The 13,087-nt window shown below is 53.3% G+C and carries 9 protein-coding genes and 1 rRNA gene; 7 read left to right on the plus strand and 3 right to left on the minus strand.

Annotated features, from left to right (window positions below; all coding sequences use genetic code 11):
- Window positions 1–13: 13 nt before the first annotated feature.
- From EX31_RS13650 to emrB, 3 genes are read left to right on the plus strand one after another with little or no spacing between them, the layout of a single operon-like run.
- A complete protein-coding gene (locus tag EX31_RS13650; protein ID WP_037035242.1) occupies window positions 14–1,468 on the plus strand; it encodes an efflux transporter outer membrane subunit in 1,455 nt (484 codons plus the stop codon).
- Between the two features lie 25 nt (window positions 1,469–1,493).
- The gene (emrA, locus tag EX31_RS13655; protein ID WP_013574077.1) at window positions 1,494–2,669 is read left to right on the plus strand and encodes a multidrug efflux MFS transporter periplasmic adaptor subunit EmrA; all 1,176 of its coding nucleotides are present in this window, start codon (window positions 1,494–1,496) and stop codon (window positions 2,667–2,669) included.
- A 17-nt stretch (window positions 2,670–2,686) separates the two neighbouring features.
- Window positions 2,687–4,222, plus strand: coding sequence for a multidrug efflux MFS transporter permease subunit EmrB (gene emrB / locus EX31_RS13660; RefSeq protein ID WP_013574076.1), 1,536 nt, complete (start codon window positions 2,687–2,689; stop codon window positions 4,220–4,222).
- Between the two features lie 75 nt (window positions 4,223–4,297).
- Here the strand turns inward: emrB and EX31_RS13665 are convergent, their stop codons facing one another.
- The gene (locus EX31_RS13665; RefSeq protein ID WP_037035243.1) at window positions 4,298–5,401 is read right to left on the minus strand and encodes a tRNA/rRNA methyltransferase; all 1,104 of its coding nucleotides are present in this window, start codon (window positions 5,399–5,401) and stop codon (window positions 4,298–4,300) included.
- Window positions 5,402–5,645: 244 nt separating this feature from the next.
- On the opposite strand from EX31_RS13665, the gene trxC reads away from it, so the two are divergent.
- From trxC to pssA, 4 genes are all read left to right on the plus strand, one after another.
- Window positions 5,646–6,065: a thioredoxin TrxC gene (trxC, locus tag EX31_RS13670; protein WP_013574074.1), complete on the plus strand. Its 420-nt coding sequence runs from the start codon at window positions 5,646–5,648 to the stop codon at window positions 6,063–6,065.
- A gap of 129 nt (window positions 6,066–6,194) precedes the next feature.
- Window positions 6,195–6,899 (plus strand): tRNA-uridine aminocarboxypropyltransferase, encoded by a 705-nt coding sequence (locus EX31_RS13675; protein ID WP_037035245.1) that lies wholly within the window; start codon window positions 6,195–6,197, stop codon window positions 6,897–6,899.
- 31 nt (window positions 6,900–6,930) lie between these two features.
- On the plus strand, window positions 6,931–9,651 hold the full coding sequence (locus tag EX31_RS13680; protein ID WP_037035247.1) for a bifunctional acetate--CoA ligase family protein/GNAT family N-acetyltransferase: 2,721 nt from the start codon (window positions 6,931–6,933) through the stop codon (window positions 9,649–9,651).
- Window positions 9,652–9,735: 84 nt separating this feature from the next.
- A complete protein-coding gene (gene pssA, locus EX31_RS13685; RefSeq protein ID WP_013574071.1) occupies window positions 9,736–11,091 on the plus strand; it encodes a CDP-diacylglycerol--serine O-phosphatidyltransferase in 1,356 nt (451 codons plus the stop codon).
- A 189-nt stretch (window positions 11,092–11,280) separates the two neighbouring features.
- On the opposite strand, the gene EX31_RS13690 is transcribed toward pssA, so the two are convergent.
- Complete coding sequence (locus EX31_RS13690) at window positions 11,281–12,579, minus strand: MFS family transporter (RefSeq protein ID WP_037035248.1); 1,299 nt, start codon at window positions 12,577–12,579, stop codon at window positions 11,281–11,283.
- A gap of 227 nt (window positions 12,580–12,806) precedes the next feature.
- Window positions 12,807–12,922, minus strand: a 5S ribosomal RNA gene (gene rrf, locus EX31_RS13695).
- Window positions 12,923–13,087: the final 165 nt, after the last annotated feature.

Genomic DNA, 13,087 nt, shown 5'->3' on the forward strand with positions numbered 1-13,087 from the left:
AGGTAAACCACACATGTCACTCCAAGCTCGCTGGAGGCTTACGCCGCTGTTTGCCGTTTTGACGTTGGCCGGCTGCGCCTCCAGTAATAATATTGCTCCTCAGTCGTCGCTGCTGGATACGCAACAGCTTCATCTGCAGCAGGAAAAAGTCAGTTCCCTGACCATCGGTCCTCAGTGGTGGCGCAGTCTTAATGACCCGCAACTCGATAATCTGATGACTACGACGTTGCAAAACTCGCCATCATTACGTCAGGCAGCCGCCCGCGTGCGCGAAGCGCAAAGTGTGATGGGAGAAGCTGATGCCGCCAATGGTCCTTATCTGGATTTGAACGGTTCAACGCGTCGTGAACGTGTCGCAAAAAACACGATCCCGCCGTTTTTGACCAGCTATCCCGAAGCGCCAATTTACGACAGCAGCAACAGCCTCGGGCTGAATCTGAGCTATGAGTTTGACTGGTGGGGGAAATACCGCAATCAGGTGAATGCCGCGAAAGCACAGGTGGATTCCGCCCGTGCTGAACAGGCTGAAGCCGCTCTGACGCTGACCAGTTCGGTGGCGTCAGCCTATTATCAGTTGCAGGCAAATCTTGCCTTGCAGGATGTTCTGCAACACGAAGTGGACAATAATCAGCATCTGGCTGATTTGCGTAAGGCGCAATATCAGGCAGGCGTGTACGGTGTTGAAATTCCGCAACAAACCCAGGCTCAGGCCGACAGTGCCAAACAGCAAATCATCAATCTGAAAGCGCAAACCGAACAGCTGAGACATCAGCTTTCCGCGCTGGCCGGACGTGGCCCGGATGCCATGAACGGGCTGCACGCCGTGGCATTGCCGTCGCCTGACGCGCTGGCACCGAAAGGTGAACTGACGCTGGATTTACTCGGCAAACGCCCGGACATCGCTGCACAACGTGATCTGGTGGAGTCCTATTCCCAGCGGGTCAGTGCCGCGAAAAAAGAATTTTATCCAAGCCTTTCCATCAGTGCCTTCGGCGGTCTGACAACCACCAACTACGGCGGCACCAGCCCGAATCTTTTTGAAGCAGCCAGTAAAGCCTGGAATATCGCGCCCGCCATTTCGCTGCCAATTTTCCACGCCGGTGCGCTGCGCTCCAAACTGGGCGAAGAGTCGGCGTTATATGACCAGTCTGTCGAGTCGTATAACCAGACCATCCTGAACGCCATCCAGCAAACTGCGGATGCCATTACTGTCTCGAAAAGCAGCGTTGAACAATTGCAGCAGGCGTCTTCTGCCGCTAAATCGCTGGAAGAGGTGTATCGCGTTTCAGATGCAAGATACAACGCTGGCGTCATCGGACGGGATGAGCTGTTAACCAGCCAGTCAGCGCTCCTGCAACAACAGCAGGCGCAACTCACTGCCAGCAGTCAGTTGATGCAGGCAAAAATCAGTCTCATCCGTGCGCTTGGGGGTGGCTATCAGGCCCCTGCCGCGGACCAAAAATCATAATAAAAGACTCAGTGTGGAGAAGACCATGAGCGCAAATGCCGACACTCAGGCAACGCCGCAAGCTCCGAAAAATAAGAAAAAGACGCGCAAAGTCGCGATGCTCTTGTTAACCGGAATTTTCATTATTATTGCCATCGCCTACCTGTTCTACTGGCTGCTGGTATTACGTCATTTCCAGTCTACCGACGATGCTTACGTGGCCGGTAATCAGGTACAGATTATGGCGCAGGTGTCGGGCAGCGTGACCGACGTCAACTTCGACAGCACCGACTTTGTGAAAAAAGGCGACGTGCTGGTGACCCTCGATCCGACCGATGCAGAGCAGGCTTTCGAGCGCTCTAAAACGGCGCTGGCGAACAGCGTGCGTCAGACGCATCAGTTGATCATCAACGGCAAGCAATATCAGGCCAATATCGCGCTGCGTCAGACCCAACTGCAACAGGCGCAGACTGACCTTAAGCGCCGCATTGTGCTGGGTAATGTCGATGCCATTGGCCGCGAAGAACTGCAACACGCCCGTGACGCCGTCGATACCGCGAAAGCGCAATACGATGTCGCCGTTCAGCAGTACAACGCCAATCAGGCGATGATTCTGGATACGCCGGTCGATAAACAGCCGCAAGTTCTGCAGGCCGCCGCGCAGGTTCGTGACGCATGGCTTGCCCTGCAACGGACTAAAGTGCGCAGCCCTGTTGACGGTTTCGTTTCACGCCGTGCCGTACAAATCGGCCAGCAGATCAGCCCGACAACGTCCCTGATGGCCGTGGTGCCCGCGCATCACATTTGGGTCGATGCCAACTTTAAAGAAACCCAGCTGGCGAATATGCGTATTGGTCAGGTGGCAACCGTGGTCAGCGATATGTATGGCGATGACGTGAAATACCACGGCAAAGTCGTCGGTATGGACATGGGCACCGGCGGCGCGTTCTCGCTGTTACCTGCGCAAAATGCCACCGGCAACTGGATCAAAGTGGTTCAGCGTCTGCCGGTTCGTATCGAACTTAACGATCAGGAAGTGGCTGAACATCCGCTGCGTATCGGTTTATCGACGCTGGTAACGGTTGATACTCAGAATCGCGATGGCCTGGTGCTGGCCGATAAAGTCCGTACCGAACCGTTGTATCAGACTTCAGCACTGACGCTGGATCTGGCACCGGTTAACGCCATTATTGCTGACGTTATTCATGCCAATGCAGGCTAAAACATCCGGAGGCCTCTGTGGCAAATAAACCGCTGGTAGGCGCCCCGCTGGCCTGGATGACGGTGGCTTTGTCTATGGCCACCTTTATGCAGGTGCTGGACTCGACGATCGCCAACGTGGCGATCCCGACCATCGCCGGGAATCTGGGTGCCTCGAACTCACAGGGTACCTGGGTTATCACCTCATTCGGGGTGGCGAATGCCATCTCGATCCCGATCACCGGCTGGCTGGCAAAACGCATCGGTGAGGTCAAACTGTTCCTGTGGTCCACAGTACTGTTTGCCCTCGCTTCATGGTTGTGCGGGATGTCCAACAGTCTGGAAATGCTGATCTTCTTCCGTGTGTTGCAGGGCGTGGTGGCAGGTCCGCTGATCCCGTTATCACAAAGTCTGTTACTGAATAACTATCCACCGGCCAAGCGGAGTACCGCGCTCGCGCTCTGGTCGATGACGGTGATCGTCGCCCCGATTTGCGGGCCGATCCTCGGCGGGTATATCAGTGATAACTATCACTGGGGATGGATCTTCTTTATTAACGTGCCGATCGGTCTGGCCGTGGTGTTCCTGACGCTCAGAACGCTGAAGGGACGCGAAACCGCCACGCAGATCCGTCCGATCGACAGTGTGGGATTAGTGCTGCTGGTGCTGGGAATCGGTGCTTTGCAGGTGATGCTCGACCGGGGCAAGGAGCTGGACTGGTTTAACTCGACGGAAATTATCGTGCTGGCGGTCGTGGCGGTGGTCGCGCTCTGTTTCCTTGTGGTCTGGGAACTGACCGACGACCATCCGATCGTCGACTTGTCACTGTTTAAATCGCGAAACTTTACCATCGGCGTGCTGTGTATCAGCCTGGCCTACATGCTCTACTTCGGCGCGATTGTGTTGCTGCCGCAGCTATTGCAAGAGGTTTACGGGTACACCGCCACCTGGGCCGGTCTGGCGTCCGCGCCGGTGGGTATTTTGCCGGTACTGATGTCGCCGATTATCGGGCGTTTCGCGCACCGTCTGGATATGCGAAAGCTGGTGACCTTCAGCTTTATCATGTATGCCTACTGCTTCTTCTGGCGTGCGTATACGTTCGAACCGGGGATGGATTTTGGCGCATCCGCCTGGCCGCAGTTTATTCAGGGCTTCGCGGTGGGTTGCTTCTTCATGCCGCTGACCACCATTATTCTGTCGGGATTACCGCCGGAACGGATGGCGGCGGCATCGAGTCTGTCGAACTTTATCCGTACACTGGCGGGGTCGATTGGTACGTCAATCACCACCACGTTATGGTCGAACCGTGAATCGCTGCATCACGCCCAGTTAACGGAAAACATCACGCCGTTTAATCCGGCGGCGACGCAGACTTATCAGCAGCTCGAAGGTCTCGGTATGAGCCACCAGCAGGCTTCAGGATGGATAGCGCGGGAGATCACCAATCAGGGATTAATTATCTCTGCCAACGAGATTTTCTGGTTATCCGGGGGGGCGTTCCTGGTGTTGCTGATTTTAATCTGGTTCGCCCGACCGCCATTCACCAGTGGCGGTGGCGCGGGTGGTGCGCACTGATTCAGATAAACCCTGAATGTCAGAAAGCAAAACGGACGCCTTATGCGTCCGTTTTTTATGGCTGAAACCGGGCGATTACGCCTGGTTCTGACGCCACCATTCTGCCAGCAAAATACCGGATGCCACGGAAACGTTGAGGCTTTCCACTTTACCGGTACCGCCGATAGACACGCTCAGGTCGCCCTGCTGCCATGCGCTGTCAGATAAACCATCACTTTCTTCGCCCAGCACCAGCACCATTTTGGCCGGTAACTGCGCTTTGCCCAGCGCCGTACCTTTATGGCTCGACGTGGTCACGATGGTGTATCCCGCTTTACGGAAGGTTTCCAGCACTTCAAGGAAGTTATCCGCGCTGATGGCTTTAACGTGTTCCGCGCCGCCTTCAGCGGTACGGACTGCTGCGCCGGATTCCAGCTGGGCCGGATCCTGAACCATCATCCCGTTGATACCAAAATGCGCACAAGAACGCATGATACCGCCGAGGTTGTGCGGGTTACCGACGTTTTCCAGCGCCAGCACACAGTCTTTCGCCGGAGCCGTTTGCAGATACGTTTCTGCATCCAGACCCTGACGTTTTTTGATCAGGAAGCACACGCCGCCATGGTGTTCGGTGCCGGAGGCTTTCGCCAGTTCGTCATCTTCAACCACATGGTAGGCTTTGCGGTTCGCCGCCATCCAGCGCAGCGCTTCGCGGAAACGCGGAGTCACAGACTGCACAAACCATGCACGCACAATCGCGTCCGGACGGCTGGCAAACAGTGCCTGACAGGCGTTTTCGCCATACACACGGGTTTCTTCCTGACGCTGACGACGCAGTTGTTCAGGATCGATAAAGCTTTTACCGCTGATACCGCCGTGATCCGGAACAGATTCATCTGCCGGCGGACGTGAAACTGTTTTCCACGGCGAAGAGTACGGGCCGTCGTCGTCACGCGCCGGACGACGCGGGCGATCATCACTACGGCGTGGTGCCGGTCCCCGGGAATCGCCACGGGAATCGCTGCTGCGACGCTCATTGCGGCGGGCATCGTCTGGACGGGAACCCTGGCGAGGTTTATCGCCCGGACGTCCTTTATTGTTAGAAGGACGTTTATCGTTATTGCGGTTATCGCCGTCGTCGTCACTGCGGACGTACATCACTTTGACTTTGCCGTTCTTGCCACTGAATGAATCGTTCATTTTTCTCTCCACCTACGCGCAGGGCGCGAAGATTACCTGATGTCTGTGAGCTAAGCCACAGGCTTTGGACCAAAAGCTAAAAACTATCGTAATCATTGAATAAACCACGTTGTTTACGTGACGTATCGACCCCATACTTACAACATATAAGTAACATATCAGCCGTGTTCTTTACCGCTTTTAAGGATAAAACCGGGGTTGTGGTTGATACCATTCTCACGTTAAGCAATGTAGAGGCTATTTTATGAATACGGTTTGTTCATCATGTCAGGCCACCAACCGCCTGCCTGAGGATCGTATCGACGACGGCGCAAAATGCGGCCGTTGCGGTCATGCACTTTTTGAAGGCGATGTCATTCACGCGACTGCCGCCACGCTGGACAAATACCTGCAGGATGATCTGCCGGTGGTTGTCGATTTCTGGGCACCGTGGTGTGGCCCTTGTGTTAACTTTGCACCGATTTTTGAAGACGTTGCACAGGAACGCGCCGGTAAAATCCGCTTCATCAAGGTTAATACCGAAGCTGAACCTGAACTGAGCGCGCGGTTCCGTATCCGCAGTATTCCGACCATTATGGTATTTAATGAAGGCAAAATGGTCGATATGTTGAGTGGAGCAATGCCTAAAGCACCGTTCAACAACTGGCTTAATGAATCATTGTAACGCATAAGCCGCTATAAAGCCCTGCTGAAGGCCCGTCACCGCACGGGCCTTTTTCTGTTCCGAACACAAGCCACTTGCCTGCCACCACCGGGCGATTAGAATAGCCGTTTTTCGCATACCGGAATGCCTATGTCAGACAATGCCGTCCTTCGCCTGCGTGAGCAGCGTTTAGCCCGATCCACCCGTCCTTTTCTTGCGCGTGGTTCACGGGCGATACGCTGTCAGACCTGCCTGTTGCCCAAACACCACTGCATCTGCGCCACGCGCGAAATTCATCAGGCCACCAGCCGTTTTTGTCTGGTGATGTTTGACACGGAGCCGATGAAACCGAGCAATACGGGTCGCTTAATCGCAGACGTGTTGCCGGATACGCAGGCGTTTTTGTGGTCACGCACGCAAACCGATCCGGCTCTGCTGGAAGCAATTGCGGACCCGCAGCGTCAGGCTTATGTGGTGTTTCCCGCCTCTTTCGCCGAACCGCCGCGTCAGGTGTTTACCGACGTTCCGGCGGGCAGCAAACCGCCTTTATTCATTATGCTCGACGGCACCTGGAACGAAGCGCGCAAAATGTTCCGCAAAAGCCCGTATCTGGATAATTTGCCGGTTTTCTCTCTCGATGTAAGCGCCAGCTCCGGCTATATCCTCCGGGAAGCCTCGCGCCCGGAACTGCATTGCACCGTGGAAGTGGCCGCCGCCCTGCTGGAAAAAGCCGGTGATCTCGATGCTTCAGCGGGCCTCTCACGCCACTTTACCCATTTCCGCACCCAGTATCTGGCCGGAAAACCCCATCATCCGGTGCACCAGCTCACAGCAAAGAACGAAGAAAACCTCTAGAATCATGGGAACATGATGAACCGGAGACGTTATGAGTCAGCGCGGACTGGAAGCCTTATTACGACCTGAATCTATCGCGGTCATTGGCGCGAGCAATAAACCGGGGCGGGCCGGATATCTGATGATGCGCAATCTGCTCGACAGCGGATTCAATGGCCCGGTGCTGCCGGTTACACCCGCTTATCGCGCGGTGTGCGGCGTACTGACCTGGCGGGATGTCGCCAGCCTGCCGATGTCTCCGGATCTCGCCATTCTGTGTACGCACGCTGACCGCAATCTTGCATTGCTCGAACAGCTCGGCGAACGTGGCTGCAAGACGGTCATTGTGCTTTCCTCACAGCCACAACAATTCGCTGAACTCAAAACCAGCGCCCAGCGCTTTTCGATGCGCCTGCTCGGACCCAACAGCCTGGGCATTCTTGCACCGTGGCAAAAACTAAACGCCAGTTTTTCGCCGGTGCCCATCCTGCCCGGTAAGCTGGCGTTTATTTCGCAATCGGCTGCGGTCGCCAATACGATTCTGGACTGGGCGCAACAGCGTGCCGTCGGCTTTTCCTATTTCGTATCACTGGGCGACAGCCTGGATATTGATGTCGATGACCTGCTCGATTTCCTCGCCCGCGACAGTAAAACCAGCGCTATTTTGCTCTATCTCGAACACATCAGCGATGCACGGCGCTTTCTTTCTGCCTCCCGCAGTGCCTCACGCAATAAACCGATTCTGGTGATCAAAAGTGGTCGCAGCGGACAGGCGCAGCAATTACTCAACAGCCCGCTTAGCCTCGACGCCGCCTATGATGCGGCTATTCAGCGCGCCGGTTTACTGCGCGTGCAGGATACGCACGAGCTGTTTTCCGCCGTTGAAACGCTGAGCCATATGCGCCCGTTACGCGGTGAGCGTTTGTTTATCATCAGTAACGGTGCCGCTCCTGCCGCGATGGCGCTGGATCAGTTGCTTTCGCGTAACGGCAAACTGGCGAAACTGAGCGATGAAACCTGCCAAAAACTGAGTACCATTCTGCCTGACAATATTGCCGTCTCGAATCCGCTGGATTTGCATGATGACGCCACACCGCAGCTGTATCAGGCTGTGATGACCGCCCTGCTGGACAGCACCGATTACGATGCGCTGCTGGTGATCCACGCCCCCAGCGCCGTCGCACACGGTACGGTGACCGCCAGCCATCTCATCGATGCTGTGCATAAACATTCGCGTGGCAAATACATCACGCTGCTAACCAACTGGTGCGGCGAGTTTTCCTCGCAGGAAGCCCGCAAGTTATTTACCGAAGCCGGGATCCCGACTTACCGGACACCGGAAGGAACGGTGACGGCGTTTATGCATATGGTGGAATATCGTCGGAACCAAAAGCAGCTGAAAGAAACACCGGCACTTCCGGCCGGCCTCGAGCAGAACACTGATCAGGCGCATCAGTTGATCGCCCGCACACTGGCGGAAGGCACGACACAGCTGGATACACATGAGGTACGCCCGATTTTGCAGGCGTACGGCATGAATGTGCTGCCGACGTGGATTGCCAGCGACAGCGCAGAAGCGGTGAATATCGCCAGCCAGGTGGGTTATCCGGTGGCGCTGAAATTGCGCTCCCCTGACATCCCGCATAATTCTGAAGTACAGGGCGTGATGTTATATCTGCGTACCGCCAGCGAAGTCGCGCAGGCGGCGAATGCCATTTTTGACCGTGCCAGACAGGCGTTTCCGCAGGCGAGAATTCTGGGGCTGCTGGTGCAAACCATGGCCAACCGGCCAGGCTCACAAGAATTGCGCGTGGTGGTCGAACAGGATCCGGTATTCGGCCCGCTGATCATGCTGGCCGAAGGCGGTACCGACTGGCGACCTGAAAGACAGGCGGCGATTTCCCTGCCGCCGCTGAACATGACGCTTGCACGTTATCAGGTAGTTCAGGCGCTGAAGAGTGGAAAAATTCGTGGCCGCCATGCGCTGCATCCTCTTGATATACCGGCGCTGAGTCAGTTGCTGGTGAATGTGTCGAACCTGATTATCGACTGCCCGGAGATCGAACGGCTGGATATCCATCCTCTGCTGATTTCCGGCAGTGAGCTCAGCCTGCTGGATGTGTCCATGCAGCTTTGTGCACAGGGAGCAGAGGCTCCGTCACGACTGGCGATCCGCCCTTATCCGCGCGAGTTGGAAGAGCGCGTTATACTGAAAGACGGATCACCGGCATTGTTCCGGCCAATCCTTCCGGAAGATGAGCCGCTGCTTAAAGCATTTATCCTGAAAGTCACTAAGGAAGACCTGTATTACCGCTACTTCAGTGAGATCAATGAGTTCACCCATGAAGATTTAGCGAACATGACACAGATCGACTACGACCGCGAAATGGCGTTCGTCGCCATTCGTACAGTGAATGATGAAAGTGAAATTATTGGCGTCACCCGGGCGGTCTCGGATCCGGATAATATTGATGCTGAATTCTCGGTACTGGTGCGGTCGGATCTGAAAGGTCTGGGGCTCGGAAGGCGGCTGCTTGATAAGATGATCCATTACGCGGCAGAGCACGGCCTGCAACGTCTGACCGGCATTACGATGCCCAATAACCGTGGCATGATCACGCTGGCCAGAAAACTCGAATTCGACGTCGATATTCAGATCCAGGACGGCATTGTGAACCTCTCACTGGCACTGGAAAAGACCCGGATTTCGCAGCAGAAAGCCGTGAGCCTGCGCCATGAACAGGCAAAAGATGCGCACATGGGGCAGGACTAATGGTATTATCGACCGATTGTGCGGTTACCACTGTCTGCTTGTGCCGCTAAAGCCATTACATGAAGAGAGAAGAAGCGCACTGTGATGTTGTCAAAATTTAAACGTAATAAACATCAACAACACCTTGCTCAGCTGCCCAAACTCCCCCAAACGGTTGATGCTGTAAAAACACTCTACTGCCCTGCAGATTTCCGTAAGACGCTGCTCGAAGCCATTGCCAACGCCACCCAACGGATTTATCTGGTCGCGCTCTATTTAGAGAACGATGATGGCGGTCGTGATGTATTGTCGGCGCTATATGCCGCCAAGCAGCAACGCCCTGAACTGGAGATTTGTGTGCTGGTTGACTGGCACCGCGCGCAGCGTGGCCGCATTGGCGCGGCAGCGTCAAACACCAATGCTGACTGGTATTGTCGCATGGCAAAAGAGCATCCTGAGCTTTCCGTGCCGGTGTATGGCGTTCCGGTCAATACCCGTGAAGCGTTAGGTGTTTTGCATCTCAAAGGCTTTATTATTGACGATCAGGTGATCTACAGCGGCGCGAGCCTCAATGATGTTTATCTGCATCGTCATGAAAAATACCGCTACGATCGCTATCAGTTACTGTCCAACGCCCCGCTGGCAGATGCCATGATCGACTTTATGAAGAAGTCGATCCTGACAGCCGCAGCGGTACAGCGTCTTGATCGTGAAGATCGCCCGAAAAGCATTGAGATTAAAAACGAAACGCGTCAGTTCCGTCAGAATCTGCGCAGCAGCGGTTATCATTTCAAAGACAGCGCAGGGAATGATGAGCTGGCAGTGACCCCTATCGTCGGTCTGGGCAAACAAAATGAACTTAACCGAACTATCCATCATCTCATGGCCAGTACGGAACATAAGCTGACGCTGTGTACGCCTTATTTCAATATGCCTGCCATGCTGGCACGTAATATTATTCATCTGCTGCGTCGTGGTAAGCAGGTTGAAATTATCGTGGGTGACAAAACCGCAAACGATTTTTATATTCCGCAGGATCAGCCATTCAAAATCATCGGTGCCTTACCGTATTTGTATGAAATTAATCTGCGTCGTTTCCTGAGCCGTTTACAACGCTTCGTTGACAGCGGACAGTTGATTGTCCGCCTGTGGAAAGACGGTGATAACAGCTATCACCTGAAGGGAATGTGGGTGGATGACCGCTGGCAACTTATTACCGGTAATAACCTGAATCCTCGCGCCTGGCGTCTGGATTTGGAGAATGCCATTTTGATCCATGATCCGCATAAAGAGCTGGCGATCGCGCGACACAAAGAACTGGAAGAAATACGCCAGCACACGCAGGTTGTCTCGCATTATATGGAACTGGAAAGTATTCCTAATTACCCTGTGAAAGTCCGTAAGCTTATCCGCCGTCTGCGCCGGATACGTATCGACAGATTAATCAGCCGGATTCTGTAATTGGCTATACTGAAAGCCTGATCATCGTGATCGGGCTTTTTTATATCTGGAGTTTCACTTTGTGATGCAAAAATTCTCCTGGCTCTCAGGTTTCCTGTCATTATTCTTATAGCAGGCGCAGCTGCTGGCTACAGAGCTTATCATCTTATCCATTATTAAAAGTGCATCCCTGCACTCTCTCCGTAAGAATTACAGCTGTATTTCCTTTCCTTTGCGGTGCAATTTCATCGATACCACCAAAGCGATCAAACACATTACGCAGACATACCAGAAAAATACTTCCTCTATATTCCAGGATTTAAAGGTCAGGGCGACATATTCCGCAGAACCACCAAACACAGCATTTGCAACCGCATAAGATAATCCGACACCCAATGCCCTCACTTCCGGCGGGAACATTTCCGCCTTTAATAATCCGCTGATTGATGTGTAAAAACTGACAATCAGCAGTGCCAAAACAATAAGTCCGAAGGCGATATAAGGACTGGTAACAGTTTGCAGAATATACAAAATCGGGATGGTGAAAACAGTCGCCAGGCCGCTGAATATCAACATAGAACTGCGTCGACCTATTTTATCCGAGAGCCCGCCAATAATAGGCTGCAAACACATAAAGACAAACAGGGCGACGGTCATTAAGGCACTCGCTGTTTTGGTATCCATCCCGGCAGTATTCACCAGATATTTTTGCATATAAGTGGTGAAGGTATAGAAGGTCAGGGAACCTGCCGCCGTGAACCCTAATACCATCATAAATGCCTTTTTATGCTTCCATAAACCCGAGAGGGTACCAGCATCTTTATGCTCACGAGTTTGTTTATCTGATGTTTCGTTCAGTGAACGCCGCAGGAACAACGCCACGACAGCAAGCACAGCGCCTAAGGCAAAGGGGATCCGCCACGCCCAGGATTTAAGCTCATCATTGGAGAATATCTGCTGCAGTACAACCAGAACCAGAAGTGCTAATAGTTGCCCACCGATCAAGGTCACATACTGAAATGAAGCATAAAAACCGCGACGGCCTTTAATCGCAACTTCACTCATATAAGTTGCGCTTGTTCCGTATTCCCCACCAACAGAAAGCCCCTGGAATAGACGGGCGACCAGTAATAATACCGGTGCCCAGCTGCCTATCGTCGCGTAGGTTGGCAAACAGGCGATCACCAGCGAACCGCAGCACATCATGCAGACCGAGATCATCATTGAGTTTTTGCGCCCATGTTTATCGGCGATATAACCAAATAACCATCCTCCAATAGGGCGCATAAAGAATCCTGCAGCAAAAACGCCTGCAGTTTGTAATAACTGGGTTGTACTGTTTCCGCTGGGGAAAAATGAAGAAGCAAAATAGAGCGAACAAAAAGAATAGACGTAGAAGTCAAACCATTCGACCAGATTTCCCGAAGATGCCCCCACAATCGCAAAAATACGTTTCTTCTTATCTTGCTGATCATGATTCTCAGATTGAGATCCCAGAGTATCCTTCATATTATTTTCTCCCAATAGTTCCTGTTATAAGCGTGGTTAAGGCTATTTTTTATCGATAGGAAATATTGAGTTAAGCAACGAATGGATAAGGAAGAGAGGAAAGTTGACGAGTTACCTGCGTTTGCGTTGTTTTTTGTGATGCAGCGCGTGGTTAAAGGTAATTTTTAGTTAAATTCCGCATAGCAAAAAGCCCCGTACTTTCGTACGGGGCTTTCCACTTATTTGATGCCTGGCAGTTCCCTACTCTCGCATGGGGAGACCCCACACTACCATCGGCGCTACGGCGTTTCACTTCTGAGTTCGGCATGGGGTCAGGTGGGACCACCGCGCTACTGCCGCCAGGCAAATTCTGTTTCATTCATAACGCTCACCTTAAATCAGGCTTGCACTACGAACCAATCTCGGAACTTCAGCTGAAAATCTACTTCAAGTCTCTAAAAACACCTTTGGTGTTGTAAGGTTAAGCCTCTCGGGTCATTAGTACTGGTTAGCTCAATGCATCGCTGCA

Origin of the sequence: Rahnella sp. WP5, from assembly GCF_000745615.1 — a bacterium.
Lineage (GTDB): Bacteria > Pseudomonadota > Gammaproteobacteria > Enterobacterales > Enterobacteriaceae > Rahnella > Rahnella aceris.